Raw genomic sequence first — 26394 nt, 5'->3', positions numbered from 1 at the left:
GCCGCCCGGGGCGGGGCGGGGACGGGCTGGGGTCTGCCTACTTGCCGGAGCGCTCGGCCTCGCGGCGCTCCGCCTCGTCGCGCTCGGCGCGCAGGGCGGCGCGGCCGGCGTCGCGCTCCTTGACGCGCTGCTCCTCCTCGCGCACCTCGGCCATGTTGGCGCGCTCGGTGACGAGCCAGGCCGGCATCTGCTCGAGCAGGGCGTGGATCTCGTCGGTGGTCAGCGCCTCCTCGACGCCGCCCCGGGCGAGGCCCGAGATGGTGACGCCGAGCTTCTGCGCGACGACGGGGCGGGGGTGCGGGCCGGTGCGGCGCAGCTCGGCCAGCCACTCGGGCGGGTTCGCCGTGAGCTCGGCGAACTCGTCGCGCGTGATCGGGGTCGACTGGAACGACTCGGGCGTCGCCGGCAGGTGCACCCCGAGCTTCTTCGCGGCCGTGAAGGGCTTCAGGGTCTGCGGGGCCTTGCCGCNGGGCGGCCCGGCGGGCCCGCCGGGGCGCGACGGGGGCACCGGTAGCCTGGGCCGATGACGCCCGAGCCGACCCGCGCCTCCTTCCGCCTGGGGTTCGTGCCCGGGGTGACGCTCGCGAAGTGGTCGCGGATGTGGGAGGAGCGGCGCGGCGACCTGCCCCTCGACGTCGTCGAGGTCGACGGCGACGAGCCCCTCGCGGCCCTCGGCGGCGACGAGCCGGTCGTGATGCTGCTCGGCCGCCTGCCGCTGACCACCGGCGACGACTTCTCGGTGATCCCCCTCTACGAGGAGCGGATCGTCGTCGTCGTGCACAAGGAGCACCCGATCGCGGCGCTCGGCAAGGAGGAGGAGGTCGCGCTCGCCGACCTCGACGGCGAGCACCGCCACGACCTCGACCCCGCCCTCTCGCTCGCCGAGGCCGTGGCCGTCGTCGCCACGGGCGCCGGCGTCGCCGTCATGCCGCAGTCGCTCGCCCGCCTGCACGGCGTCAAGGGCACCACGCACCGCTTCGTCGCCGACCTCGACCCCACGACGATCGCGCTGGTCTGGCCCGAGGGCCAGCTCGACGACGACATCGACGACTTCATCGGCGTCGTGCGCGGCCGCACCGCCAACAGCAGCAGGTCGAGGAGGCGCGAGGACGAGCCCGCACCGGCGAAGGCCCGCAAGGGGTCGGCTCCCGACCCGCGCGGCACCGGCAAGGGGAAGACGCCGGCCAAGGGCCGCGGCGGGCCCCAGCGCGGCACCGGCCGCAGCCGCCCGCGCCGCAGCCGCTAACGCGGCGCAGCGCCGCGCCGCGCGCAGCGCACCCCGTTCCGTTCATCGCACCCCGTCCTGCAGGGGTGCGATGAACGGAACGGGGTTCGTGCGTCGGCAGGGTCGGCAGGCGTCCGCAGGGTGGTGGCCGCCCGCGCCGCCGCCCTAGGATCGCGACCGTGAGCACCCCCGCCGACGGCCCGGCCGCCCCCGCACCCGTCACCTTCACCACGACCGTGCACCAGGCGCGCGTGTCGGCCACCGGCCTGGTCGTCCCGCCCGAGGTCGTCGCCGCCCTCGGCGCGGGCGGCCGCCCTCCGGTCGTCGTCACCGTCGGGGGCCACACCTACCGCAGCACCGTCGGCGTGATGGGCGGGCTGTCGCTCGTGCCGCTGTCGGCGGCTCACCGCGCCGCGGCGGGCGTCGAGGGCGGGCAGCAGGTGGAGGTCACGCTGGGGCTCGACACGGAGCCCCGCACGGTCGAGCTGCCCGCCGCCCTCGACGAGGCGATCGGCGGCGACGACGGGTCCCGCGCCTCCTGGGCGGCCCTCCCTCCGGGCAAGCAGAAGGCCATGGCCCTGTCGGTCACCGACGCGAAGACCGAGGCCACCCGCGCCCGGCGGGTCGAGGCTGCGCTCGCCGCGCTGCGCCCGTAGGCGGTGCGCGGCCGTCGTCGTACCCCGCCTCCCGACGAGCCGAGAACCCCGGGGAGTCGCGGCGTAGCGTGCACGGCACCGCACCATCACCGACCCGCGGCTCGACCCCGGGCCGCCAGCCAGGAGGCAACGATGACGTTCAGCAAGGGTGACCATGTGACGTGGAACACGCCGCAGGGCGAGACCCACGGCACCGTCAAGGAGAAGCGCGTGAAGGAGTTCGAGTTCGACGGCCAGACCTTCAAGGCCTCGGGCGACGAGCCGTACTTCATCGTCGAGTCCGACAAGTCCGGGTCGGAGGCGGCCCACAAGGAGTCCGCCCTGACCGCCGCGAAGAAGTAGGAGCGAAGACCATGGCAGACCTCACCGACGTCGTCTGGAACGACGAGGCCCGCGACAAGATCCTCACCGACGCCGACCGCGTGCTGCAGGAGGCCGTCCGCGACGTGGCCGCCGAGACCGGCGAGGGCGACTCGTGGGAGGACGCCTTCGCGGCCCTCAACGAGCGCCTCAAGGGCCGCTTCATCGACTACGAGCCCGGCCCGGACGTGCGCAAGTACGCCGAGGCCATCGTCCGCGGCGACTACCGCTGACCCAGCCACGACGGGGGCGGTCCGACCTCAGGGTCGGGCCGCCCCCGTCGCGTCCGCGGGGCCCGCGTCCGCCGGGTCGGCACGCCCGGCGGGCACGCGCGGCGCGTCGACCCGGCGCACCCGCGGCGTCGCGGCCACGGCGAGGGCGACGACCGTCACGAGCCCCGCGAGCGCGGTGAGCGTCAGCGGCTCGCCGATCACCCGCGACAGAGGCCCGACGGCGAGCTCGCCCGCGGGCATCCCGGCGAGCGAGGCGAGCGTCAGGCAGGCGAAGACGCGCCCCAGGTACGAGCGGGGCACCTGCAGCTGCACGGCCACGTCGAGGGGCACGGTGAAGACCTCGAGGCCCACGCTCGCGACGAACAGCCCGACGCAGAGCCAGAAGAACCAGTGCAGCGGGTCGATCAGGGGCGGGTCGAGCACGTAGGGCAGGTCGACCAGGGTGCCCGCCAGCAGCATCAGCGGTGCGACGAGGGCGACGGCCCCGAGCGCCGCGGTGGCCAGGCGCAGCCGCCCCCGCAGCGACCCCGCCCAGACGGCGCCGACGACGAGCCCGGCCGTCTGCACGGCCCCGGCGAACCCCCAGGCGACGCGCCCGAACGACTGGTCGGCGATCAGCGGGCCGAGCACGTGCACCCCGCCGGCGAACGCGAACTGGTAGACGAACGTCAGCACGACGGTCGCGGTGAGCCAGCGCGAGCGGGAGACGAACGCGACGCCGGCGGCCAGGTCGCGCAGCAGCGAGGCCCCGCCGGAGGCGCGGGACGGCCCCCCGGGGACGCGCACGAACACGACGGCCGCCGCCCCGAACAGCACGGCCCCGACGATCAGCCCGGCGCCCGTGCCGAACACCCCGACGACGGCGCCGCCGAGGGCCGTGCCGACGACGAGGCCGGCGTTCATGCTCGTGCGCGCCAGCACCGTCCCGTCGCGGACGGCCTCGTCGGGGACGACGTCGCGGAGCAGCGCACTCGTCGCGGGGCCGAAGAACGCGGCGGCGGCGCCGTTGACCGCCGCCGCGACGGCGAGGGTGACCAGGGTCTCGCGGTCGGCGAGGAGGAGCACGCCGGCCACGGTGAGCGACGCGGCGGAGAGCACCGACGAGCCGACGGTCACGACGCGACGGGGCAGGCGGTCGGACACCGCGCCTCCCACGAGCACGAGCACGACGTTCGGCACGGAGCGGGCGGCGACGACGAGGCCGACGCCCACCGCGTCGGCGCCGAGGTCGATCGCCGCGAAGACGAGGGCGAGGGGCGCGAGCCCGCTGCTGACCCACGACAGCAGCCGCCCGACCCACAGGGCGCGGAACGCCGGGATGCGCAGCAGCGACCATCTCACCCGGCGCACTCTACGCGCGGCGGCCGCGAGCTCCCCCCGCCCGGCCCTGCGGCCCGTGCGCGGCCGCCGCCCGTGCCCGCCGCCCTCGGCCTCCCGCGACGTCACACGCCGTCGCCCCGCGGGCACCCGACCTAGGCTGGGCGCGATGAGCGCCGAGACCGACGACCCCGTCGCCCGCACGCCGGGCCGCTACCGCAAGGGCATCGCCAAGCGGGAGGCCATCCTCGACGCCGCCCTGCCGGTGTTCGGCAAGGTGGGGTTCCACGGCGCGTCGCTCCGCGAGGTCGCCCGGCAGTGCGGGGTCTCTCACCAGTCGCTGATGCACTACTTCCCGACCAAGGACGCCCTGCTGATGGCGGTCCTCCGCCGCCGCGACGAGCGGCTGCGCCAGCACTTCGACGACGTCGGCGGCATGCGCCTCGCCGAGCTCGTCGAGCTGGCCGAGTACAACGTCGACGTGCCCGCGGTGATCTCGCTGTTCATCACGGCCTCGGCCGAGGCCACGTCGAGCGACCACCCCGCCCACGACTACTACGCCGACCACTACGACCGCATCGTGTCGTCGACGTCGGCGTACCTCGGCGTCGCCGAGCGCCGGGGCTGGCTGCGCGACGGGTTCACCGCCGGGACCGCGGCCCGCGTCGTGCTCGCCGTGCAGGACGGCCTGCAGCTGCAGTGGCTGTACCGCCGCGACGAGGTGCACGTCGCCGAGACGATGAGGCTCGTCGTGGCGACCCTGCTCACGGTGCCGACCGACGAGCTCGACGCCGCCGTGCGGGCCGAGGTCGCCGACCGCGACGGGGGCGATGCGCCCGGCCGGCCGGCGACTCCTGCCCGGCCCGCGACTCCCTGAGGTCTACTTCGAGCTGATCCGCTGGAACTTCCGCACCGCGAGCGGCACGAAGACGACGAGCATCACCCCGATGCCGACGAGCACCGTGAGGTAGGGGTGCTGCAGCGTCCAGATGTCGGGCACCGGGGTGCTGCCGACGTTGCCGAACGACTGACGGGCGGCCTGCACGAGCGCCGAGACGGGGTTCCACTCCGCGAAGACGCGGAGCACCGTCGGCAGGGTGTCGCTCGGCACGAACGCGTTCGAGATGAAGGTGAGGGGGAAGAGGATCATGAACGACGCGTTGTTGATCGTCTCCGGCGTCTTGACGCTCATGCCGAGCAGGGCCATCACCCAGCTGAACGAGTAGCTGAAGAGCAGCAGCAGGGCCACCCCGCCGACGAACGACAGGGGCGAGGCGTTCACCCGCCAGCCGACGGCCAGCCCGGTGAGCATCATGATCACCATCGAGATGCTGTTCAGCACGAGGTCGCTGTTCGTGCGCCCGATGAGGACGGCGGAGGCGCTCATCGGCAGGGTGCGGAAGCGGTCGATGATGCCCTCCTTCAAGTCCTGCGCCATGGCGGCGCCGGAGAAGGTCGAGCCGAAGACCACGGTCTGGGCGAAGATGCCCGCCATGAGGAACTGCGTGTAGTCGGTGCCCTCGACGGAGATGGCGCCGCCGTAGACCTGGCTGAACAGCAGTACGAACATGATCGGCTGCAGCACGGCGAAGATCAGCATGTCGGGCGAGCGCTTCACCTTGATCAGGTTGCGCTTCGTCACCGTCCAGCCGTCGGACGCCCAGGTGCCGAGCCCGGCGCTCGACGAGGGCACGAGGGTCTGGGTGAGGGCCGTGGCGGTCATCGGCGGGCCTCCTTCTCCCGCGCCGAACGGCCCTTCCGGCCGGTCGCGGCGCCGGCGTCGTCGGGGGAGTCGTCGTCGGCCACGGCCCTCCGCCCGGTCAGCTGGAGGAAGACGTCGTCGAGGGTGGGGCGCCGCATGCCCGCGTCGTGCAGCTCGATGCCCGCCGCGCCCAGGTCGGCCAGCGACCGCTGGAGCGCCGTGGGGCCGTCGGTCACGGCCACCTCGACCTGCCGCCCGTCGCCGCTGACCGTGGGCTCGGCGTCGCCGTGGCGCCGCAGCACCTCGGCGGCCTGGCCGGAGCGGGCCTCGTCGACCAGCGCGACGACGAGCCGGTGCCCGCCGACCTGCGCCTTGAGGTGGTCGGCCGTGCCCTCCGCGATGACGCGGCCCTCGTCGATGACGGCGATGTCGTCGGCGAGGCGGTCGGCCTCCTCCAGGTACTGGGTGGTCAGCAGCACCGTGGTGCCGCCCGCGACGAGCGACGTGATGATCTCCCACAGGGCCAGACGGCTGCGGGGGTCGAGGCCCGTCGTCGGCTCGTCGAGGAAGAGCACGCGGGGGTTGGTCACGAGGGCGCCCGCGAGGTCGATGCGCCGTCGCATGCCTCCGGAGAAGCCCTTCACCGGGCGGTCGCCGGCGGCGCTCAGGTCGAAGACCTCGATCAGCTCGCGGGCCCGCTGCCGCGACACCTTCGCGCCCAGGTGGTAGAGCCGACCGATCATGTCGAGGTTCTCGAAGCCGGTGAGGTTCTCGTCGACGGCCGCGTACTGGCCCGAGACGCCGATCGTGCGACGCGTGGCCTGCGGGTCGGCGACGACGTCGATGCCCGCGATCGTCGCCGTGCCCGCGTCGGGCACCTCGAGGGTGGTGAGCATCTTCACCGTCGTGGTCTTGCCCGCGCCGTTGGGGCCGAGCAGCGCCTTCACCGTGCCCTCGGGCACGACGAGGTCGAGCCCGGTGAGCGCGTGCACCGGCCCGGACTTCGAGCGGTACGTCTTCGTCAGGCCCCGCGCCTCGATCATCGCCATGGTGGCCTCCGCCGGTCGCCGGGCCGCCACCGAACGCCTCGGTGCGGTCCCGTGCTGGGCAGCAAAATATCAGCCCGCGGGGCCGTGCGCCAGTGACGATCCGTCGGCTGTGGACGGCTCATCGCCGCGCCACGTCACGGCCTCGCGACGAGCTGCGTCCCCGTCGGTGCCCCCGACACCCGCCCCACGTTACGGTCTCGTGACGAACCTTGCCGCGTGGCAAGTTCTGGTCGTACCGTTCTCGCATGACCTCCCTCGACCAGACGGCCGGGCCGTCCTCCGCTCCCTCGACGACGAGCCCCGCGGCCGGCAGCGCCGCCCCCGCCGGGTCGCCGGCCCTGCCCGCCGACCTGGGCGCCGCCTCCGTCGCCCTCGCCCGCCGCTGGGCGCAGGAGGCGTCGCACGCCCCCAGCACCGGCTCGGCCCAGCTTCTCGCGCAGGTGCTCAAGGACGAGTCGGGCCTCGCGTTCACCATCGGCTTCGTCGACCGGGTGGTCCGCCCCGAAGACCTCAGCGTCGCCGCCCGCAACCTCGCCGGCCTCGCGCACCGCGTGCCGGCCTTCCTGCCCTGGTACATGCGCCTCGCCGTGCGCTGCGGCGGCGTGCTCGCCCCGGTGCTGCCCGGCGTCGTCGTGCCGGTCGCCCGCCGCGTGCTGCGCGGCATGGTCGGCCACCTCGTGGCCGACGCCCGGCCGGCGAAGCTCGGCGCCGCCATCTCCGGGATCAAGCGCGAGGGCACCCGCCTCAACCTCAACCTGCTCGGCGAGGCCGTCCTCGGTGACGGCGAGGCCGAGCACCGCCTGGCCGGCACCCGCGCCCTGCTCGCCCGCGACGACGTCGACTACGTCTCGATCAAGGTGTCGTCGATCGTCAGCCAGCTCTCGATGTGGGCCTTCGACGAGACCGTCGAGCGCGTCGTCGAGAAGCTCACCCCGCTCTACGAGCTCGCCGCCCGCTCCGCCCGGCCGAAGTTCATCAACCTCGACATGGAGGAGTACCGCGACCTCGACCTGACCATCGCGGTCTTCACGCGCCTCCTCGACCAGCCGCGCCTGCGCGGGCTCGAGGCCGGCATCGTGCTGCAGACCTACCTGCCCGACGCGCTCGGCGCCCTGCAGCACCTCACCGAGTGGGCCACGGCCCGCGTCGACGCCGGCGGCGCCGCGATCAAGGTGCGCGTCGTCAAGGGCGCCAACCTCGCGATGGAGACCGTCGACGCGACCCTGCACGAGTGGCCGCTCGCGACCTACGGCACGAAGCAGCAGAGCGACACGAACTACAAGCGCGTGCTGGCCTGGGCGCTCACGCCCGAGCGCACGCGCGCGGTGAAGGTCGGTGTCGCCGGCCACAACCTCTTCGACATCGCGTTCGCGCACCTGCTCGCGACGGCGCGCGGCGTGCACGACCGCGTCGAGTTCGAGATGCTGCTCGGCATGGCCGAGGGCCAGGCCGAGCTCGTCAAGGCCGACGTCGGCGGGCTGCTGCTCTACACGCCCGTCGTGCACCCCCGCGAGTTCGACGTCGCGATCAGCTACCTGATCCGCCGGCTGGAGGAGAACGCCTCGAGCGAGAACTTCATGTCGGCCGTCTTCGAGCTCGCCTCGAACGAGGCCCTGTTCGCCCGCGAGGAGGGCCGGTTCCTCGCCTCGCTCGCCGAGGTCGACGACGTCGTGCCCGCGCCCCACCGGGTCCAGAGCCGCCTCGAGGAGGCGCGGGGCGCCTCCCCGGAGCCGGTCGCCGGCGCCTCGGCCCCCTTCGAGAACGAGCCCGACACCGACCCGGCGCTCGCCGCGAACCGGGCGTGGGGCCGGGAGATCCTCGGCAGGGCCCGCACCAGCACGCTCGGCACCGCCGCGATCGAGGCGGCCCGCGTCACGGACGCCGCGACGGTGGACGAGATCGTCGCGGGCGCCGTCGCCGCCGCGCCCGGCTGGGCCGCGCTCGGCGGGCGCGGCCGCGCCGAGGTGCTGCGCCGCGCGGCCGCCTCGCTGCGCGCCCGTCGGGCCGACCTGATCGAGGTCGCCGCGAGTGAGACCGGCAAGACGATCGCGGAGGGCGACGTCGAGGTCAGCGAGGCCGTCGACTTCGCCACCTGGTACGCCCACCTCGCCGAGCAGCTCGACGAGGTCGACGGCGCCGAGTTCGTGCCCGCGCGCCTCACGGTGGTCACCCCGCCGTGGAACTTCCCCGTCGCGATCCCGGCCGGCTCGGTGCTGTCGGCGCTCGCCGCGGGCAGCAGCGTCGTCATCAAGCCGGCCGGCCAGGCGAAGCGCTGCGGCGCCGTCATGGTCGAGGCCCTCTGGGAGGCCGGCGTGCCCCGCGACGTGCTGCGGCTCGTCGACGTCGAGGAGGGCGAGCTCGGCCGGCACCTCGTCGCGCACCCGTCGGTCGACCGCGTCGTCCTGACCGGGGCCTTCGAGACCGCCGCCCTCTTCCGCTCGTGGCGTGACGACCTCCCGCTGCTCGCGGAGACCAGCGGCAAGAACGCGATCATCGTCACGCCGAGCGCCGACCTCGACCTCGCCGCGGGCGACGTCATCAAGTCAGCCTTCGGCCACGCGGGGCAGAAGTGCTCGGCGGCGAGCCTGGTGATCCTCGTCGGGTCGGTCGGCAGCTCGGAGCGGTTCCGCCGTCAGCTCGTCGACGCGGCCTCGACGATGCGCGTCGGCTACCCGACCGACCCCACGACGCAGATGGGCCCGATCGTGGAGCCCGCCGCGGGCAAGCTGCTCGGCGGCCTGACGACGCTCGGCGCGGGGGAGTCGTGGCTCGTCGAGCCGCGGCAGCTCGACGACTCCGGCCGGCTGTGGGCGCCCGGCATCCGCGCCGGCGTCCGCCCGGGCAGCGAGTTCCACCTCACCGAGTACTTCGGGCCCGTGCTCGGCGTGATGACGGCCGAGACCCTCGACGAGGCGATCGAGCTGCAGAACGCGACCGACTACGGCCTCACGGCCGGGCTGCACACCCTCGACGCCGCCGAGCTCGGCACCTGGCTCGACCGGGTCGACGCCGGCAACCTGTACGTCAACCGCGGCATCACCGGGGCGATCGTGCGCCGCCAGCCGTTCGGCGGCTGGAAGAAGTCGTCGGTCGGCGCCGGGGCCAAGGCCGGCGGGCCGAACTACCTCGTGCACCTCGGGTCGTGGACGCCCGGCGAGCTCACCGGCCCCCAGGAGGCGCGGCCCGGCCAGGCCGTCTCCGCCGCCCTCTCGGCCGCGGCGCCCCTGCTCGCCGACGCCGCGCAGCGGGCGGCGGTGGCCGCGGCCGCGGCCTCCGACGAGCAGCACTGGGCCGACGAGTTCGGCGTCGCCCGCGACGTCAGCGCCCTGGGCCTCGAGCGCGACCTGCTGCGCTACCGCGCCCTGCCGGTGACCGTGCGCGTCGCCGAGGGGGCCTCGCCCGCCGACGCCGTGCGGGTGCTGCTCGCCGGGCTGCGTGCCGGGGCTCCGCTCACCGTGTCGACGGCGGTCGGCCTGCCCGCCGGGCTCGCCCCGGCCCTAGGCCTCGCGGCCGGCTCGCTCGTCGTCGAGGACGACGCGACCTGGCACGACCGGGTGCGCGCGGGTGCGGTGCAGACCGAGCGCGTGCGGCTGGTGACCGGGGCGGGCGACGCGGGAGGCGCCTCCTCGGGGCCTGCCGCTGCCTCGGCCGCCTCGGAGCTCGCCTCCGCGCTCGGCGGCGACCCCGCCGTCGCGGTGTTCGCGGCCCCGGTGACGCCGTCGGGCCGGCTCGAGCTGCTGCCGTTCCTCCGCGAGCAGGCCGTGTCGATCACGGCGCACCGCTTCGGCAACCCCGACGCCTGGAGCGAGGGAGTCATCTAGCTCACAGCGAGGTGCCCCGATCGGGGCCCTGGGCACAGCTCACGGCCCCGATCGGGGCACCTCGTTCGTCGTCGGCGCGGTCGCACCGCACCGCGTCGCACCGCACCGCACCGCGCGGTCAGACGGCGGGCGCCCCCGCGGCGTACCAGGCCGCGAGACGGCGCAGGCCCTCGTCGAGGTCGACGGCCGGCGCCCAGCGCAGGTCGTGCTGCGTGCGGCGCTGGTCGAACCAGTGCGCGGTCGACAGCTGCTCGGCGAGGAAGCGTGTCATCGGCGGCTCGTCGCTGCCCGGGCGCACGGCCCAGGCGCGCTCGACCAGCGACCCCGCCGCCCGGGCGACCCCGGCCGGGACGCGGAGGCGCGGTGCCGGCACCTCGGCCGCGGCGCAGATGCCGCCCATCAGGTCGGCGACCGTGCGCGGCTCGCCGTTCGTCAGCACGTAGGCGCCGCCCGACACGGCGTCGACGCGCTCGAGCGCGGCGGCGATGCCCGAGGCGGCGTTGTCGACGTAGGTCGAGTCGATCAGCGCCGCGCCGTGGTCGAGCAGCGGCAGGCGGCCCGAGCGGGCGCGATCGACGATGCGCTCGACGAGCTGCGTGTCGCCGGGGCCCCAGACGAGGTGCGGTCGCACGGCGACGACGCGCAGCTCGGGCGTCGCGGCGGCGAGCGCGAGCCGCTCGGCGGCGGCCTTGGTGCGGGCGTAGTGGCCGCGGGCGTGCTCGGGCGACGCGGGCTCGGCGTCCTCCCCGACGATCGACGAGCCGCCGTGGGCCACCGACGGCGACGACACGGCCACCAGCCGGGGCACGCGGGAGGCGCGCATCGCGTCCACCAGCGACCTCGTGCCCTGGACGTTGACGGCCTCGAAGTCCGCAGGGGCACCGGCCAGCGAGACCTTCGCGGCCAGGTGGACGACCGCCTCCTGCCCGTCGACCGCGGCGGCGACGGCCGCCGGGTCGGTCATCGAGCCGGCGACGTCGCGGACGCCCGCCACGCCCGAGGCGCGGCGCTGGAACGTGGTGACCTCGTGCCCGGCGTCGGCCACGGCCCGGGCGACGGCGCCGCCGAGCAGCCCGCTCGCGCCGGTGACGAGCACCCTCACGGGGTCGGCCCCGTCACGGCCGGCGTCGGCGGGGCCGGCGTCGGCCGGGCGGGCGTGTGCGACCAGGTCGGGCGTGCGCGCAGGCCCGGTGGTGTCGAACTCGCCCGTTCGTGAGCCGGCCGGCGGCCGACGAGCACCCTCACGGGCGCACCATCCGCCCGCCCGAGAGCACCGAGCCGGCCCAGGCGGCGAGCCGCGCGCGGTCGATCTTGCTGTTGTGGCGCACGTCGGTCGGCAGGTCGGGGACGACCAGCACGGCCGCGACGCGGTGCCCGACGGCGGCGTGCACGGCCTCCCGCACGGCGGCGGCGAGCGGCGCGGCGGCCAGCCCCGGGCGGCGCGACCGGGCGGCGGTCTCGACGACCACGACGACCTGCTGCGTGCCCGCGGGCCCCACGCCCACGACGGCGGCGCGGGCGACGTCGGCCATCGCCTCCACCGCCTGCTCCGCGGCGACGGGGGTCAGCGGCCCCGACGCGGTGGTGAGCACGTGCGGCAGCCGGCCCTCGACCCAGAGGCGGCCCCGGTCGTCGAGGTGCCCGACGTCGCCGGTGCGGTGCCAGCGCTCGGACGCGCCCGCGGTGGCGCCCGGCACGCCGCGCACGCTCGCGCGGTCGGTCAGCCAGAGGCGGTCGTAGCCGCGCTTGAGGTGCGGCGCCGAGACGACGATCTCGCCCGTGACGCCGGGGGCGTCGGAGGTCGTGTCGGAGGCGCTCCCCCGGTCGTCGAGGGGAGCGATCAGCACGCGGGTGGTCGCCGCCGGCACGCCGACGCACACCCCGTTCGCGGCGGGGTCCACCGCGGCCGCACGGACGCCGTCGAGCGTGACGTCGGTCATCAGCAGGCCCTCGGTCATGCCGTACGGCGTGTGCGGCGTCGCCCAGGGCATGAGCTCGCCGGCGGCCGCGAGGAGGCGCTCGGAGACGGGCGCCCCCGCCGACAGGAAGGTCTCGACCCCGGCCAGGGCGGTGCGGTCGCGAGCGTCGAGCTCGCCGGCCGTCGCGACGACGTTCGTGAGGGCGGCGGGGGAGAGGAAGACGACGGTGGCGTCGACCGCGGCCCCCGCCGCGGCGACGGCGCGGGCCGTCAGGGTGCGCGGCGAGGTGACGTCCATGTCGGGGGTCACGCTCGTCGCCCCGAGCGCCGGGCCGAGCAGCGCGAACGGGGCGAAGCCGGCGACGAGGCCTGTGCCGGGGCCGACGCCGTACTGGTCGGCGAGGGCGTCGCGCAGCGCGGTCAGCTGGCCGTGCGTGTAGACGACGCCCTTCGCCGGGCCGGTCGAGCCCGAGGTGAAGAGGATCGCCGCGGGGGCGTCGGCGGCGGGCGCGTCGGGCAGCGAGGCGAGAGCGCGCCCGGCACGACGGCCCAGCGCGGCGATCTCGGGCAGCGACGTCTCGACGCCGAGGGCGGCCGCGACCACCGGCGACAGCCGCTGGGTCGAGACGACCCGGCCGGGCCAGCCGAGCGCGCGCGCCGCGGTGAGGCCGGGCAGCTGGCCGATGACGTGGTCCGGCCACGAGCCGCGGACGGCCCGCGTCAGCCCCTGCACGCCGAGGCCCGCGTCGGCGACGACGACCACCGCGCCGAGGCGCACGCAGGCGTAGAGCACGGCGGTGAGGTCGGCGCCGGGCTGCACCAGCAGCGACACGCGGTCGCCGGGGCGGACGCCGTGCTTCCGCAGCCCGAGGGCGATCTCGGTCACGCGACGGCTGAGCAGCCGCCAGCTGACCCGACGGGGGCCGGAGGCGCGGGCGGCGCCGTGCGGCACCATCTCGATCAGGGCGGTGTCGTCGCTCTCGGCGAGCGTGTCGAGGTGGTGCCAGAGCGGGCGGTCCTGCGCGGCGGGCGGCGCCTCCTGCGCGTCGCTCGCCGCGGCGGCAGTGGCGGCCGAGGGCACGGCGGCCGCGACGCGGTCGCCGAGCCAGGTCTCGACGGCGGACGCGTAGTCGACGTCCTCGGCGAGGAGGTGCCCGGCGCCCTCGAACCGGTGCACGTCGGCGTGCGGGAGGCGGTCGGCGAGGTCGTCGAGGTAACGGTCGCCGAAGATCGGGTCGCGCGGGCCCCAGAGCATCAGCGCGGGCACCTCGAGGCGGGTCAGGGCGTCGGCGACGCGGTCGAGCTCGGGCCGGCTCGGGTGGCGCTGGTCGACGGGGATGTCGGCGACGAAGCCGCCGATGCCGCCGCGTCGCTCGGCGCCGCGGTAGGGCGCGCGGTAGCCCGCGGCGACCTCCGGGGGGAGGCGCGGGTGCGCGATCGCGAGCGTCACGTCGAGGAACCCGGTCGTGGCGACGGTCGCCCGACCCAGCACGCCCCGGGCGAGCGTCAGCCGCAGCGGAGCCGGGATCGGCTCGTCGGCGGGCTGGTGGATCGCGGTGTTGAGCAGCATCAGCCCCGAGAGCAGCTCGGGGTGGTCGACGGCCCAGCCCATCGAGACGACGCCGCCCCAGTCGTGGCCGAGCGTGACGACGGGCCCGGCGAGGCCGAGGTGCTCGGTGAGCGCCGAGAGGTCGGCGACGCGCTGCGGCAGCCCGCGCTCGACCCCGGTGCGCTCGGAGAAGCCCATGTCGAGCTGGTCGACGGCGACCACGCGCCAGGCGGCACCGCCGGCGGCGGCGGTCGCGAGGGTGCGGGCGGCGAGACGACGCCAGAGGTACGACCAGGTCGGGTTGCCGTGCACGCAGAGCACGGTGCCCACCGGCTCGACGCCGAGCGCCTCGAGGGAGCCCGCCGTGTCGAGGAGGTGCCAGGTGCGGTCGACCGGCTCCGCGCCTCCGGCACGGCCCTCGCCCCCGGTGCCTGCGGTGCCCGCGGGCACCGTCACGAGACGGGACCACGCCGGGTCGAGCCCGTCGAGCCCCGCGGGCGGCAGCGTCGCGGGCGACGTCGCCCGGGCGGCGCGGGGGAGGCGACTCACCAGGCGAGTTCCATCATCGCCGTGTTGATGCCCGAGCCCACGCCCATCAGCAGCACACGGTCGCCCTTCGAGAGGGTCTTGGACTCCTCGACGAGGGTGATGGGGATGGAGGCGGGGCCCACGTTGCCGAGGGTCGGGTACGTGAGCGGGACGCGCCCGCGGTCGATGCCCGCGGCCTTCACGAAGGCGCCCGTGTGCACGTCGCTGACCTGGTGCATGATGTAGCGGTCCATGCCCTGCCACTCCCAGTCGCGCTTCGCCTCGCGCCAGGCGCTGACGACGAGCTCCATGCCGCGCTTGAGCAGGGCCTTCGCGTCGGTGAACATGCCGTCGACGCTGCCGACGCAGAGGTCGTAGTTCTCGGTCGCGGCGCGCGTGACGCCGCCGACGATGCGGTGGCCCTCGGGGTGGCGGTCGGCGCGGCCGAGCACGGCGGCCGCGGCGCCGGAGCCCAGCGTGAGGCTCGCGAACTCGCTCATGAAGTCGTCGCGCCCGTAGCCCTTGGTGAGGAGGCGCTCGATCGTGTTGACCTGGACGTCGTCGGCGTCCTCGCCGTCGATGATCACGGCGTACTCGATCTGGCCGGCGTCGATCAGCTGCGCGGCGAGGGTCATGCCGTTGACGAAGCCGAGGCAGGCGTTCGCGATGTCGAAGTTCGTGGCCGACGACGGCAGGCCCAGACCGTGGTGCAGGCGGACGGCGACGGACGGCTCGAGGTGCGGGCGCGTGACGGAGGTGTTGATCAGCAGGCCCACCTGGTCGGGCCGGATGCCCGCCTCGGCCATGGCGCGCTTGCCCGCGTCGACGGCGGCGTCGTCGAAGCTCTGGTCGGCGCCCCAGTTGCGGCGCTCGTGCACGCCGGCGACGCGCTGCAGCAGGCCGGTGGGCAGCTTCAGGCGCTTCAACACGGGGCGGAGCTTCTCGTCGATGCTCGCGGAGGTCGTGACCCGGTCGGCCATGGTGCTCGTGACGGCGAGCAGGGCGACGTTGCTGTGGCGGGTCGTGGCGTTGCCGCTCGTGGCGTCTCCGGTCAACGGGGCTCCCTGTCGAGTTGTGCCTGGGCTGGCTGTGTCTGGGCGTGCTGTGTCTGGGTCGTGCTGGGTCTGGGTCGTGCTGGGTCTGCTCGTTGCTGGTTCTGTGTCGCGACCGCGTGCGTCTCGTCCGACCGTCGTCCGGGCACGAGCGAGCGAGGGGCTGTCGGGGGCCGGGGCGTCGGGTGCACGGCGAGGGTGCATCCCGCCTACTTTACGGCTGTCGTCGCTGGGCGGTTGCCAGGTTGCCGGGGCACAGACATGCCGATCAGGGCATGGACCGAGCAGGGGAGGCACGGGTCTGCCGACCGCGACGGTGCGTCCCGCGGGCCCCGCCGACGTCTGCGCTCCGGTGCTCAGCCGTCGGGCGGAGCAGGAGTGGTCGCCGAGAACGCTCCTCCACTCGGGAGTGGAACAGTCGTCCGCGAGTCGTCCGCGAGTCGTGCCAGCGACACGGTGCTCCTCCACTCCGGAGTGGATCAGCCATGCGGGACCGCCCCGCGGGTGGGCGCGGTCGAGGGCACCGGAGCAGAGCTGAGCCGCCCGGGTCGATCAGGCGCGTGGACCCCGGGGCAGCTTCACGACGCGACGCCGGTCGTCGCGCGACCACCACACGAGGTCGGCCACCGCCCACACGACGGCCCCGGCGACGGCGAGCAGCACGACGACCGTGACGACGGTCACCGACCCTCCGCCGACGGCGAGGGCGGCGACGATGCTCGCCGCGACGAGCAGGGCGCAGACGATCGTGACGACGGGGCGCACCAGGCCGCCCTGCTTCGTCAGCAGCCAGTTCGGCACGTCGGGGTCGATCTCGACAGTCTTCCGTCTCACGGGGCCAGGCTACGGGGCCGACCCGGCCCGCGCCTCCGGGGCCCTGCTGCCCGTCGGGTCGACTACGGTCGTCGGCATGAGCGAGCTGCGCCGACCCTGGTTCACCCTGACCAAGACCGGGTCGGTGCTGCCGCCCGCGCTCGAGATCGCGGTCGGGCTGCTCGGCCTGGTCGTGCAGGTGCTGACCCTCGCGAGCGACCGGGAGACGCCCGGCACCACCGTGATCGTCATGGTGGTCGCCGTCGCGCTGGTCGCCCAGGGCGTCGCCGACCTCGTCTGGTGGGGCCGTGACGGACGCCGCGAGGCGGTCCGCCAGGGCTAGCTCGTCCGACTCGGCGCCGGGCGGGCAACCGCCGTGGCAACCGCCGTCGACGTCGCCGTCGCCGCGACAGGCGCAGCCGCCGGCGGCAGGGCGGCCCGCCGCAGCCGGTGCGTCGCCAGCAGCAGCAGCACCGCCACGCCGACGCCCACGCCGGTGTCGACGGCCCGCCAGGCGACCAGCGACGCGATGTCGACCGGCCCGGCCAGGGCCCGCATGCCGAGGGCCATCGGCGTGATGAACAGCAGGGTCAGCCCGTAGTTGCGGGCGACGACGAGCTCCGCGGCGAACTGCAGCACGCCGAAGGCGACGATCAGGCCGACCTCCCCGGGGCGGAGCGCGAGCAGCGCGGCCGCGACGCCCACGCCGAGCAGCGTGCCGACGAGCCGGTGGCCGGCCCGCACGAGCTGGGTCGACGTGGCCCGGCCGACCACCGGCACGACCGCCGACACCATCGCCCAGTACGGGTTCTCGAAGCCGAGCGCGACGCTGACGAGGCCCGCCACCAGGCTGCCGACGAGGCAGACCGCGGCGTGCAGGAGCGCCCGGCGACGGTCGAGGGCCGGGGCGGTCGTGACCGCGCGGGCGCGCGCGGCCCGGTCGCGCCGTCGGCCGGAGGGCAGCAGCAGCACGGCCGCCGACGCCGCCAGCGCCACGAGCAGGCTCGCCGGCGCGACCACCGCGGCGACGCCCACGGACGAGGAGGCGGCGGGCAGGAACGCGCACACGCCGAGCCCGAAGACGGGGAAGAGGGGCCCCGGGGGGGCCCACCGCCGCACGTCGGCGATCAGCGACCCGAGGCCCGCGACCGCCGCGATGACGACGACGACGAGCACGACGTCGGCTCCGATCGTCGAGAGCACGGCGCCGAGCAGCACGCAGGCGACGAGGACGGCCCCGGCCTCGAGCTGCATCCGCAGCCGCGGGCCCACGGGCAGACCGCGTCCGAAGGCCGACGCGAAGGCGCCGAACACGGCGTAGGGCGCCCAGGCGAGGTGGCCCGTGGCCGCGAGCACGACGAGCGGGAGCACGACGCTGACGGCGACCCGCGCGGCCGGCACGTGGGCGCCGTCGTGCGGGCCGAGGCGCACGAAGTCGCGGGGTCGGGGGAGCACGGCCGGCCGGGCGGCGGGGGCGGGCGGGGCAGGGGGAGGAACGGGGGAGGAGGGCGCGACGGGAGCGCCGGGGGCGGGGCTGGCGGCGGGCTCGGGGCGGGACGGTGCCACGGGGGTCCTCTCGACGACGGTGGGCGTTCGTCGTCGAACTGCTTCACGGGTGAACTAGATGGTCGTCGGTAGTCTACCCGTGAACCACCGGTACCCTCGACGCGTGAGCCCCGCCGCCCCCGCCCGCGCCGACCCCGGCCCCGCCGACCCCGCCCGCGTCGACACCGCCCGACCCGACGCGATCGAGCGCGTCCACGACCGCTGGCGGCGCCTCCGGCCCGACCTCGACGTGTCGCCGCTGCTCGTCGTCGGCCGCGTGACGCGCCTGGGCCGCCTGATCCAGCGGCGCAGCGACGAGCTGCTGCGCGACGTGGGGCTCGGGCGGGCCGACTTCGACGTGCTCGCCGCCCTCGTCCGCCACGACGCGCCCCTGACCCCGACGGCCCTGGCCGACGAGACGCTGCTGTCGGCGCCCGCCGTCACCAAGCGCCTCCGCGTGCTGCTCGACGCCGGGCTCGTGGCCCGGGAGGCCAACCCGGCCGACGGCCGCGGCTGGCTCGTCGTGCCGACGGAGCCGGGGCGCCGACGACTCGCCGAGGCCCTGGACGTGCAGGTCGCCGCCGAGGCCGCGATGATCGCGGGCCTCGACGGCGACGAGCGGGACGCCCTGCTGCGGGGCCTCCCGGCCCTGCTGCGCGAGCTCGAGGGCTAGCGCCCCGGGAGGGCGCCGGTCAGCGGCGCTCGCAGACCAGGCCGTCGCGGTCGACGTCGAGCCTCGCGTTCGCGGCGTAGACGGTCGCCGAGACGGTCGTCCCGGCCGGCTGGGCGAGGGTCCGCGTGCCGACCTGGTCGCGAGCGCTGGTGCTCTTCGCGACGCCGGCGGGGTGCTCGGAGTTCAGGGCGCCGCAGCTGAAGTACGTCGTCGGGAGCACCAGCAGCGACGCGGAGGTGCGGGAGGCGGTGGTGTAGCCGGCCGCCGACCCCGTCGCCACGACGGTGACGCGACGGTCGACGTCGCCGGCCCTGACGCGGAAGGTGCTGCCGGTCGCGCCGGGCACCGGGGTGCCGTCGACGCGCCACGACCAGGTGACCGCCGTGCCCGGGGTCCAGCCGTCGGCGCTCGCCCGCAGGGTCGAGCCCACCTTGACGTCGCCCCTGACCGTCGGGGTCGTGGTCGTCAGGGTCTTGGGGGCCGGCGCCGGCGCGGGGGTCGGCTTCGGGGCGGGCGCCGGAGTCGGGGTGGGCGCGGGAGTCGGCGTGGGCGTGGGCGTGGGCTTCGGAGCCGGAGCCGGAGTCGGAGCGGGCGCGGTCACCGGCGCGCTCGTCGCGGTCGAGGGTGCGTAGGAGTACTGCGACACCCAGTCGATCTGCAGGTGGCCGTCGACCGACGCGGCCGGCTTCGTGCCGTCCGTCGCCGTCTGCAGCACCCAGTGCATCGGCGTGCGGGGGACGTTCGTCGTGGTCGTCGCGACCGTGACGCCGTCGAGCAGGTAGCTGATGCGCCCCGGCGTCCAGTCGATCGTGTAGGTGTGCCAGGCCTGGTACGAGACGCCCGTGTCGTGCACGAGGTCGTTGTTCCACGGGGTGCCGAGCTGGTGGTTGTAGGCGTGGGTGGTGCCCTCGAGCCCGCCCTCGGGGAAGTTGATCTCGCCGTTGGCCCAGACGTTCTCGTCGTCCCAGAGCAGGAAGGCCGTGCCGTAGCCCGGGAGGGCGTCGGCGCGCATGCGCACCGAGTACCGGCCGTACGTCTGGCCGCCCCACCTCCCGTTCACGAGCGGGATGGGCGCCGCGGAGCGCGGCACGCCGTCGGCGCCCGTGTGCAGGTGCATGTCGAGCACTCCGCCGCTGACGGAGAGGGTGTCGGCGTCGTAGGCGCCGATCTTCCACGTGTCGGGGAACCCGTCGTACGTCATCCACTGCGACGCGTACGGCCCGGGGAACGAGCCGGCGGCGAGCGGCGTGCTGAAGTCGTCCTTCAGCACCTGCTTCCAGCCGGGCAGGTCGCCGGTGACGAGGGTGGTGGAGGCGGCGGCCGCGTCGAGGGTCGTGGTGGCGGCCGATGCGCTGGCCGTGCTCGCCGCGACGAGGCCGGTGGCGACGACGAGGCCCGCCGTGACGGCGGCGACGACCGGGATGCCCCGGCGGTGGTGACGGGTGTTCATGGCGTGGTGGACCCTTCCGTGGCGTGTGGGAAGGGCAAGCGGGTGCGCGTGGAGCGGGTGGACCGGGTCGCGGGGCTCGGGAGGAGCGGGTCGCGACGACGGGCCGGGGGGAGGAGCTCACGCCGGGGAGGTCGGGTCCCTGGCGTCCTCCCAGCGTGCTCCGTGCCGCCGGGGGTCGTCAGCCCCAGCTCGGGTCGCCCTCGCGCGGGGGTGCGCGACGGGGTCTGTCGGCATCGCTGTACCCCGGTCGACGACGGACGGTGCCGCGGAGGAGGAGGAGGCGGAGGAGCGGCGGGGGACGGGAGAGGCCCCGTGCCGCCGGAGGGCGGGCACGGGGCCGGGGGAGCCGCCTGTCGGATTCGAACCGACGACCTTCGCTTTACAAGAGCACTGCGCTACCGGACTGCGCCAAGGCGGCGGGCTCGGCCATCCTACCGACCACGGCGCTCGCCGCGGGCGCTGCGGGGCGCACCGCCGAGGCTCGGCGCAGGATTGGCGCGGGCGACGGCGACGTGGTGAAGTAGACGGGCGGCGTCGGCCGCGCGCCACCGCCCGTGACGACGAGGAGCCACCATGACCAACATCCTGACCGCGATCGGATCGATCGTCCTGCTCTTCGTGAGCTTCGCGCTCTTCGCGTACTCGTTCGGCTCGGGCGAGCCCAACGCGCTCGTCTTCTTCGCCGGCATCGTGCTGATGACGGCGTCGTTCGGCATCCCGATGACCGTCCTGGGCAACAGCCGCCGCACTTGGTAGCGGCCGCCGTCAGCCCGCGGTCAGCGGCCTGACGTAGTCGGCCGGGTCGAGCAGGCGGCGGGGCTTCGCCTCGCGCTCGCCGTGGCCCCCGACGTACAGCCAGCCCAGCAGCTTCTCGTCGCCCGTCAGCCCGTGGGCGGCCTGCACGACCGGGTGCCGGGTCTCCGACCCGGTCTTCCAGATCACGCCCCAGCCCTCGTCGTCGAGCACGAGCGACAGCAGGTGGGCGACGCCCGAGGCGACCGACTCCTGCTCCCACTCGGGCACCTTCCGGCTCTCCACCGGCGACGACACCACCGCGATCACGAGCGGCGCGCGGAGCGACTTCTCCTCCGCCTTGCGGGTCGACTTCTCGTCCGCCCCGGTCGCCGCCGACAGCGACCGGCCGATCACGCGACGGTCGTCGCCGCGCAGCTCGACCAGGCGCCACGGGTGCAGGCCCGAGTGGTCGGCCACCGTCGACGCGGCCTGGACGTAGCTGAGCAGCTGCTCGCGCGTCGGGGCCTCGTCGGTGACCTTCGACCGTGACCGTCGCCGACGGGCAGCGTCGGCGACGCCGGTCACTTCGAGTCCGTCGAGGCGGCGTCGCCCTCGGTGAACGACAGCGAGATCGAGTTCATGCAGTAGCGGTCACCCGTCGGGGTGCCGAAGCCGTCGGGGAAGACGTGGCCGAGGTGCGAACCGCAGTTCGCGCAGCGGACCTCGGTGCGGACCATGCCGAGGCTGGAGTCCTCGATCAGGTCGACGGCGTCGGGCCGGACGGACTCGTAGAAGCTCGGCCAGCCGCAGCCGCTGTCGAACTTGGTGCCGCTCTGGAAGAGCTCGGCGCCGCAGGCGGCGCAGGCGTAGGTGCCGGCGCGCTCCTCGTCGAGCAGCTCGCCCGTCCACGGGCGCTCCGTCGCGGCCTGGCGGAGCACCGAGTACTCCTCCGGGGTGAGCTCGCGGCGCCATTCTTCGTCGGTCTTCTCGACCTTGTACGTGCTGTTGTCGTTCGTCATGGGTGCACTCCTGACACGTTCGGGGACTCCCCATCCAACACTGTCCCGCTGAGCCCCATTCCCCGGGTGACGCCCCGCGGCGCTCCCTAGACTCGGGCCCGTGACGCTCGCCGACCGCTTCCTCGCCTACTCGGCGCAGGCCGCCGCCGAGGGGTCGCCCGGCTGGGCCGAGCTGGCCGCCGGCCTCGCCGCCGACGAGGCCGCGCTGGCCGTCGTCGAGAGGGCGCCGGAGTCGCGGCGCCAGCCCGTCCTGGTGCTCGCGACGTGCCGGTGGCTGGGCGCGCCCCCGGGGCCCTGGCCGCGCCTCCGGAGCTGGCTGCTCGACCACGCCGACGCCGTGGTCGCGGAGCTCGGCCGACGCTCCGTGCAGACGAACGACCTGCGCCGGAGCGGCCCGGTCTCGCTCGCCCTGGCCTGCCTCGACGAGCCGGTCGCGCTGCTCGAGGTGGGGGCCTCGGCAGGCCTCTGCCTGCTGCCCGACCTCGTCTCGTACCGGGCCGGCGACGTCCGGTGGGGCGACCCGCTCAGCCCCGTGCAGCTGACGCTCGACGTGACGGACGGCCGCGGCGACGACGCACCCGGCGGAGCGGGCGCCGGGCTCGGCGCGGTCGAGCTGCCGGAGGTGGTCTGGCGCGCCGGGCTCGACCTCGACCCCGTCGACGTCCGCGACGACGCGGCCGTCGCCTGGCTGCGCGCACTGCTGCCGCCCGGGGCGCCGGAGCGGGCCGACCTGCTCGAGCGGGCGGTCGCGCTCGCCCGCACCGCGCCTCCCCGGGTCGCCCGCGGCGACGCCGTCGACGACCTCGAGGCGCTCGCGGCGACGGCGCCCGCCGACGCACGCCTCGTGGTCGTCTCGACCGGCACGCTCGTCTACCTGCCCGGCCGACGACGACAGCAGTTCGTCGACACGATCAGGGGGCTCGGCGCCACCTGGGTCTCGTACGAGCGGATCGGCCTGCTCGACGACGTCGGGCCCGTCGACCCGGGCCTCGTCGAGCGCACGTCGGCCTTCGCGGTGCTCGCCCTCGACGGGCGGCCGCTCGCCGTCGGCGACGCCCACGGCACCCGCCTCACGACCGTCGGCTGAACGGGCCGAACCGCGCCCCGCCTCCCCGGCCACGGCCCGCCCCGACGTTATGGTGACGAAGATCGAGAGGGCGGGACGTGACCGACGAGGGCAGCAGGGGCACCGGTGTGCGCGCGGGTGCGTTGTCGACCCTCGACCGCGCGATCCTCGACCTGGAGCAGTCGCCGCCGGCCACGCCGGGCCAGAAGGAGGCGCTGATCCGGCGAGAGCTCGGGCTCGGCGTCGCGCGCTACCAGCAGTTGCTCAACTCCCTCATCGACCGACCTGCTGCACTGGCCTACGCGCCCCTGGTGGTCGGTCGCCTGCAGCGCCTGCGCGACCAGCGCGCCCGGGCCCGCGCCGACCGTTCGTTCGGGCCCACGCCCCGCTGACCCGGAAGACCACGGAGACCATGCCGAAGTACCCCCGCGACCGTTTCGACGAGGTGCCCCGCGACCTGGAGAGGGTCGGGGCGCACCGCTCCGAGCCCCGCCGGGGGCGCGGCTGGGTGGTCGTCGCCTGGGCGGCCCTCGCCACCGGCCTCCTCGTCGGCGCCGGGGTGGTCGCCCTGGGCGTCCTCAACGACAGCTTCCAGTTCGTCGCCCCCAGCGCGAGCAGCTCGGCCGAGGCCGGCGACGCGACGACCGAGCCGTCCGACGAGGCGACCGACGGCGACGGGGCCGCGACCGACGGGTCGACCGACGCCGCCGGCGAGACGCCCGCCGTGACGCCGACCCCGACGGCCACCGCGGCCGACCCCTCCGACGTGCCCGCCTCGACGACGATCGCCGTGCTCAACGCGACGACGACGAGCGGCCTCGCCGGCCGGGCCGCGACGACGCTCGACACCGCCGGCTGGACGGTCGGCAGCCAGGGCAACGCGCCCGAGCGCTCCGCCACCTCCACCGTCTACTACGCCACGGCCGCCGACCGCGCGGCCGCGCTCGGCGTCGCCGAGTCGCTCGGCATCGACGCGACGCAGCAGAGCACGGCCTTCCCGGGGGCGACCATCACCGTCGTGCTCGGCACCGACTTCTCGTCGTAGCGGGCGAGCGCGGGGGCGGTGCGACCGGGGCAGGGGCCCCGCTCCGCGCCTCCTCGGGGGCTTCCTCGTGCCCCTTCTGTTTCGGGCGTGTAAAGGATCGGGCCGACGGGCGCCCGCGGGTTCGTTCTGCGGCCTTCGGGGCTGTCGTCGGCGCCGGGGGCCGCACTAGCATCTGGTCTTGGTCGCCCCCTACGGCCCGCCCGCCCCGCCCCGAACGAGCGAGGCTGCACCGTTCGGGTGCGCAGGCCACTGCGTCGACCCGGCCCCGGCACCGACCGGCCGCCGTACGAACACAGCAAGGGGAGCAGCACCATGGCACACGGGACCGTCAAGTGGTTCAACGCGGAGAAGGGCTTCGGCTTCATCACGGTCGAGGGAGGCGGGCAGGACGTCTTCGTGCACTACTCGGCCATCGACATGAGCGGCTACAAGGTGCTCGAGGAGGGCCAGGCGGTCGTCTTCGAGGTGGGCACCGGGAGCAAGGGGCCGCAGGCGGAGTCGGTGCGGCTCGCCTGAGCCCCGCCCCTCGGCCCCTCGGCCCCTCCGACACGACGCCGTCCGCCCTCCCGGGGCGGGCGGCGTCGTCACGTCCGGGGGCTCGCCGTGGGCCTGCCCGGACGGCTTGCACTCACAAGGTGGGAGTGCCAGAATCGCTCTGGCACTCGCCGCAGGTGAGTGCCAAGTACCTCTGCTTCATGACGTCCGGGAGGGACGAGTAACACATGGCTAAGATCATTGCTTTTGACGAAGAGGCCCGTCGCGGCCTCGAGCGTGGCCTGAACATCCTGGCCGACGCGGTGAAGGTCACGCTCGGCCCCCGCGGCCGCAACGTCGTCCTCGAGAAGAAGTGGGGCGCCCCCACCATCACGAACGACGGCGTCTCCATCGCCAAGGAGATCGAGCTCGACGACCCGTTCGAGAAGATCGGTGCCGAGCTCGTCAAGGAGGTCGCCAAGAAGACCGACGACGTCGCCGGCGACGGCACCACCACCGCCACCGTGCTCGCCCAGGCGCTCGTCCGTGAGGGCCTCCGCAACGTCGCCGCCGGTGCCGACCCCATCTCGCTCAAGCGCGGCATCGAGAAGGCCGCCGCCGCGGTCTCCGCTCAGCTCCTCGCCGACGCGAAGGACATCGAGACCAAGGAGCAGATCGCGGCGACCGCCTCGATCTCCGCCGCCGACCCCACCATCGGTGCGCTCATCGCCGAGGCCATCGACAAGGTCGGCAAGGAGGGCGTCGTCACCGTCGAGGAGTCGAACACCTTCGGCACCGAGCTCGAGCTGACCGAGGGCATGCGCTTCGACAAGGGCTACCTGTCGCAGTACTTCGTCACCGACCCCGAGCGCCAGGAGGCCGTCTTCGAGGACGCCTACGTGCTCATCGTCAACTCGAAGATCTCCAACATCAAGGACCTCCTGCCGATCGTCGACAAGGTGATCCAGTCGGGCAAGCAGCTCCTGATCATCGCGGAGGACGTCGACGGCGAGGCCCTGGCCACGCTCGTCGTGAACAAGATCCGCGGCATCTTCAAGTCGGTCGCCGTCAAGGCCCCCGGCTTCGGCGACCGTCGCAAGGCGCAGCTGCAGGACATCGCCATCCTCACCGGTGGCCAGGTCATCGCGGAGGAGGTCGGCCTCAAGCTCGAGAACGCCACGCTCGACCTGCTCGGCCGTGCCCGCAAGGTCGTCATCACGAAGGACGAGACCACGATCGTCGAGGGTGCCGGCGACGCCGAGCAGATCGCCGGCCGCGTGCGTCAGATCCGCAGCGAGATCGAGGCGACCGACAGCGACTACGACCGCGAGAAGCTCCAGGAGCGCCTCGCCAAGCTCGCCGGCGGCGTCGCCGTCATCAAGGCGGGTGCCGCGACCGAGGTGGAGCTCAAGGAGCGCAAGCACCGCATCGAGGACGCCGTCCGCAACGCGAAGGCCGCCGTCGAGGAGGGCATCGTCGCCGGTGGTGGCGTCGCGCTCATCCAGGCCGGCAAGACCGCTCTCGCCGAGCTGCAGCTCGAGGGCGACGAGGCGACCGGGGCGAACATCGTCCGTGTCGCGATCGACGCTCCCCTGAAGCAGATCGCCTTCAACGCGGGCATGGAGCCCGGCGTCGTCGCCGACAAGGTCCGCGGCCTCCCGATCGGTCACGGCCTCAACGCCGCGACCGGCGAGTACGTCGACATGATCGCCGCCGGCATCATCGACCCGGCCAAGGTGACCCGCTCTGCCCTGCAGAACGCCGCCTCCATCGCTGGTCTGTTCCTGACCACCGAGGCCGTCGTCGCCGAGAAGCCCGAGAAGAACCCGGCCCCGGCCGGCGACCCCACGGGTGGCATGGACTTCTAGTCCGCACGGTTCCACGCTCAAGGGCGGTTCCCCTCCGGGGGAGCCGCCCTTCGGCGTTCCCGGGGGCCGGCCCCGGCCGCCCGTCGTCCGCCCGGCCGCTCGGCGTCAGCCCGGCCTCCCGGCCGCCCGGCCTCCCGGCCTCCCGGCCACCCCGCGTCCGCCGGGCCGCTCGGGTCGGGGCTCGTGATCTGAGAGTGATCCTGGGCCACGGGCTCTGCGGCACCACGTTCTCGGGGGCTGTCGCCGTGGACTCTCTCGTTCTGGGCTGGTCCGTCCGCTCCGCGGCTGTCCGTGCC

The 26394-nt window shown here is 75.0% G+C and carries 26 protein-coding genes and 1 tRNA gene; 14 read left to right on the top strand and 13 right to left on the bottom strand.

What is annotated here, in order from left to right; translation table 11 throughout:
• Positions 1-37 precede the first annotated feature (37 nt).
• On the bottom strand, positions 38-448 hold the full coding sequence (locus tag IFT72_RS16040) for a DUF5997 family protein (protein ID WP_192046376.1): 411 nt from the start codon (positions 446-448) through the stop codon (positions 38-40).
• A 75-nt stretch (positions 449-523) separates the two neighbouring features.
• On the opposite strand from IFT72_RS16040, the gene IFT72_RS09645 reads away from it, so the two are divergent.
• From IFT72_RS09645 to IFT72_RS09630, 4 genes are all read left to right on the top strand, one after another.
• On the top strand, positions 524-1246 hold the full coding sequence (locus IFT72_RS09645) for a LysR substrate-binding domain-containing protein (protein ID WP_192046263.1): 723 nt from the start codon (positions 524-526) through the stop codon (positions 1244-1246).
• A gap of 158 nt (positions 1247-1404) precedes the next feature.
• Positions 1405-1881: a DUF1905 domain-containing protein gene (locus IFT72_RS16645; RefSeq protein ID WP_192046262.1), complete on the top strand. Its 477-nt coding sequence runs from the start codon at positions 1405-1407 to the stop codon at positions 1879-1881.
• 132 nt (positions 1882-2013) lie between these two features.
• Positions 2014-2223 (top strand): DUF2945 domain-containing protein, encoded by a 210-nt coding sequence (locus tag IFT72_RS09635; protein WP_056057022.1) that lies wholly within the window; start codon positions 2014-2016, stop codon positions 2221-2223.
• Between the two features lie 11 nt (positions 2224-2234).
• Entirely contained in the window at positions 2235-2474 is a 240-nt protein-coding gene (locus tag IFT72_RS09630; protein ID WP_056057020.1) for a hypothetical protein, read from the top strand.
• Positions 2475-2501: 27 nt separating this feature from the next.
• Here the strand turns inward: IFT72_RS09630 and IFT72_RS09625 are convergent, their stop codons facing one another.
• Positions 2502-3815, bottom strand: coding sequence for an MFS transporter (locus tag IFT72_RS09625; RefSeq protein ID WP_192046261.1), 1314 nt, complete (start codon positions 3813-3815; stop codon positions 2502-2504).
• A gap of 145 nt (positions 3816-3960) precedes the next feature.
• On the opposite strand from IFT72_RS09625, the gene IFT72_RS09620 reads away from it, so the two are divergent.
• Entirely contained in the window at positions 3961-4668 is a 708-nt protein-coding gene (locus IFT72_RS09620) for a TetR/AcrR family transcriptional regulator (protein ID WP_192046260.1), read from the top strand.
• A 3-nt stretch (positions 4669-4671) separates the two neighbouring features.
• On the opposite strand, the gene IFT72_RS09615 is transcribed toward IFT72_RS09620, so the two are convergent.
• Together IFT72_RS09615 and IFT72_RS09610 are read right to left on the bottom strand one after the other, a co-directional pair.
• On the bottom strand, positions 4672-5514 hold the full coding sequence (locus tag IFT72_RS09615) for an ABC transporter permease (protein WP_056057014.1): 843 nt from the start codon (positions 5512-5514) through the stop codon (positions 4672-4674).
• A complete protein-coding gene (locus IFT72_RS09610; RefSeq protein WP_192046259.1) occupies positions 5511-6542 on the bottom strand; it encodes an ATP-binding cassette domain-containing protein in 1032 nt (343 codons plus the stop codon). Before IFT72_RS09610 ends, IFT72_RS09615 begins: the two co-directional genes overlap by 4 nt.
• Positions 6543-6787: 245 nt before the next feature.
• Between IFT72_RS09610 and IFT72_RS09605 the strand changes: the two genes are divergently transcribed.
• Positions 6788-10363 carry a bifunctional proline dehydrogenase/L-glutamate gamma-semialdehyde dehydrogenase gene (locus tag IFT72_RS09605; protein ID WP_192046258.1) on the top strand — a complete coding sequence of 1192 codons (3576 nt, stop codon included), beginning with the start codon at positions 6788-6790 and terminating at the stop codon, positions 10361-10363.
• Between the two features lie 118 nt (positions 10364-10481).
• On the opposite strand, the gene IFT72_RS09600 is transcribed toward IFT72_RS09605, so the two are convergent.
• The 4 genes from IFT72_RS09600 to IFT72_RS09585 all read right to left on the bottom strand — a co-directional run bounded on the left by IFT72_RS09600 (position 10482) and on the right by IFT72_RS09585 (position 16244).
• Positions 10482-11465 carry an NAD-dependent epimerase/dehydratase family protein gene (locus IFT72_RS09600; RefSeq protein ID WP_192046257.1) on the bottom strand — a complete coding sequence of 328 codons (984 nt, stop codon included), beginning with the start codon at positions 11463-11465 and terminating at the stop codon, positions 10482-10484.
• A gap of 139 nt (positions 11466-11604) precedes the next feature.
• The gene (locus IFT72_RS09595; RefSeq protein ID WP_371741242.1) at positions 11605-14379 is read right to left on the bottom strand and encodes an alpha/beta fold hydrolase; all 2775 of its coding nucleotides are present in this window, start codon (positions 14377-14379) and stop codon (positions 11605-11607) included.
• Positions 14376-15338: a 3-oxoacyl-ACP synthase III gene (locus IFT72_RS09590; protein WP_156370250.1), complete on the bottom strand. Its 963-nt coding sequence runs from the start codon at positions 15336-15338 to the stop codon at positions 14376-14378. Before IFT72_RS09590 ends, IFT72_RS09595 begins: the two co-directional genes overlap by 4 nt.
• Before the next feature lie 624 nt (positions 15339-15962).
• Positions 15963-16244 carry a hypothetical protein gene (locus IFT72_RS09585; RefSeq protein WP_156370098.1) on the bottom strand — a complete coding sequence of 94 codons (282 nt, stop codon included), beginning with the start codon at positions 16242-16244 and terminating at the stop codon, positions 15963-15965.
• 76 nt (positions 16245-16320) lie between these two features.
• On the opposite strand from IFT72_RS09585, the gene IFT72_RS09580 reads away from it, so the two are divergent.
• Complete coding sequence (locus tag IFT72_RS09580) at positions 16321-16566, top strand: hypothetical protein (protein WP_056057002.1); 246 nt, start codon at positions 16321-16323, stop codon at positions 16564-16566.
• On the opposite strand, the gene IFT72_RS16505 is transcribed toward IFT72_RS09580, so the two are convergent.
• Entirely contained in the window at positions 16563-17789 is a 1227-nt protein-coding gene (locus IFT72_RS16505; RefSeq protein ID WP_192046255.1) for an FUSC family protein, read from the bottom strand. The genes IFT72_RS09580 and IFT72_RS16505 overlap by 4 nt on opposite strands.
• Before the next feature lie 103 nt (positions 17790-17892).
• Between IFT72_RS16505 and IFT72_RS09570 the strand changes: the two genes are divergently transcribed.
• Positions 17893-18441 (top strand): MarR family transcriptional regulator, encoded by a 549-nt coding sequence (locus tag IFT72_RS09570; RefSeq protein ID WP_192046254.1) that lies wholly within the window; start codon positions 17893-17895, stop codon positions 18439-18441.
• 19 nt (positions 18442-18460) lie between these two features.
• Here the strand turns inward: IFT72_RS09570 and IFT72_RS09565 are convergent, their stop codons facing one another.
• Together IFT72_RS09565 and IFT72_RS09560 are read right to left on the bottom strand one after the other, a co-directional pair.
• Positions 18461-19891 (bottom strand): family 16 glycosylhydrolase, encoded by a 1431-nt coding sequence (locus tag IFT72_RS09565; protein WP_192046253.1) that lies wholly within the window; start codon positions 19889-19891, stop codon positions 18461-18463.
• A gap of 344 nt (positions 19892-20235) precedes the next feature.
• A tRNA-Thr gene (locus tag IFT72_RS09560) sits at positions 20236-20309 on the bottom strand.
• A gap of 155 nt (positions 20310-20464) precedes the next feature.
• Between IFT72_RS09560 and IFT72_RS09555 the strand changes: the two genes are divergently transcribed.
• Entirely contained in the window at positions 20465-20647 is a 183-nt protein-coding gene (locus tag IFT72_RS09555) for a hypothetical protein (protein WP_056056995.1), read from the top strand.
• 9 nt (positions 20648-20656) lie between these two features.
• On the opposite strand, the gene IFT72_RS09550 is transcribed toward IFT72_RS09555, so the two are convergent.
• Together IFT72_RS09550 and msrB are read right to left on the bottom strand one after the other, a co-directional pair.
• Positions 20657-21211 carry a nitroreductase family protein gene (locus tag IFT72_RS09550; protein ID WP_192046252.1) on the bottom strand — a complete coding sequence of 185 codons (555 nt, stop codon included), beginning with the start codon at positions 21209-21211 and terminating at the stop codon, positions 20657-20659.
• Entirely contained in the window at positions 21208-21645 is a 438-nt protein-coding gene (msrB, locus tag IFT72_RS09545) for a peptide-methionine (R)-S-oxide reductase MsrB (RefSeq protein ID WP_192046251.1), read from the bottom strand. Before msrB ends, IFT72_RS09550 begins: the two co-directional genes overlap by 4 nt.
• A 100-nt stretch (positions 21646-21745) precedes the next feature.
• Here msrB and IFT72_RS09540 point away from each other — a divergent pair, with 100 nt between their 5' ends.
• The 5 genes from IFT72_RS09540 (at position 21746) to groL (ending at position 26098) form a co-directional block, all read left to right on the top strand.
• Positions 21746-22732 carry a DUF2332 domain-containing protein gene (locus IFT72_RS09540; protein WP_192046250.1) on the top strand — a complete coding sequence of 329 codons (987 nt, stop codon included), beginning with the start codon at positions 21746-21748 and terminating at the stop codon, positions 22730-22732.
• Positions 22733-22809: 77 nt separating this feature from the next.
• Positions 22810-23103, top strand: coding sequence for a DUF3263 domain-containing protein (locus IFT72_RS09535; protein ID WP_156370092.1), 294 nt, complete (start codon positions 22810-22812; stop codon positions 23101-23103).
• A gap of 20 nt (positions 23104-23123) precedes the next feature.
• The gene (locus tag IFT72_RS09530) at positions 23124-23756 is read left to right on the top strand and encodes a LytR C-terminal domain-containing protein (RefSeq protein WP_185233649.1); all 633 of its coding nucleotides are present in this window, start codon (positions 23124-23126) and stop codon (positions 23754-23756) included.
• Positions 23757-24068: 312 nt separating this feature from the next.
• Positions 24069-24272: a cold-shock protein gene (locus tag IFT72_RS09525; protein ID WP_056056985.1), complete on the top strand. Its 204-nt coding sequence runs from the start codon at positions 24069-24071 to the stop codon at positions 24270-24272.
• A gap of 206 nt (positions 24273-24478) precedes the next feature.
• Positions 24479-26098 (top strand): chaperonin GroEL, encoded by a 1620-nt coding sequence (gene groL, locus IFT72_RS09520; protein ID WP_056056983.1) that lies wholly within the window; start codon positions 24479-24481, stop codon positions 26096-26098.
• Positions 26099-26394: the final 296 nt, after the last annotated feature.

This window comes from Frigoribacterium sp. CFBP 8754, assembly GCF_014841815.1.
In the GTDB taxonomy this organism is placed as follows: Bacteria; Actinomycetota; Actinomycetes; order Actinomycetales; family Microbacteriaceae; genus Frigoribacterium; species Frigoribacterium endophyticum.
This window is presented reverse-complemented; position numbering and strand designations above follow the sequence as displayed.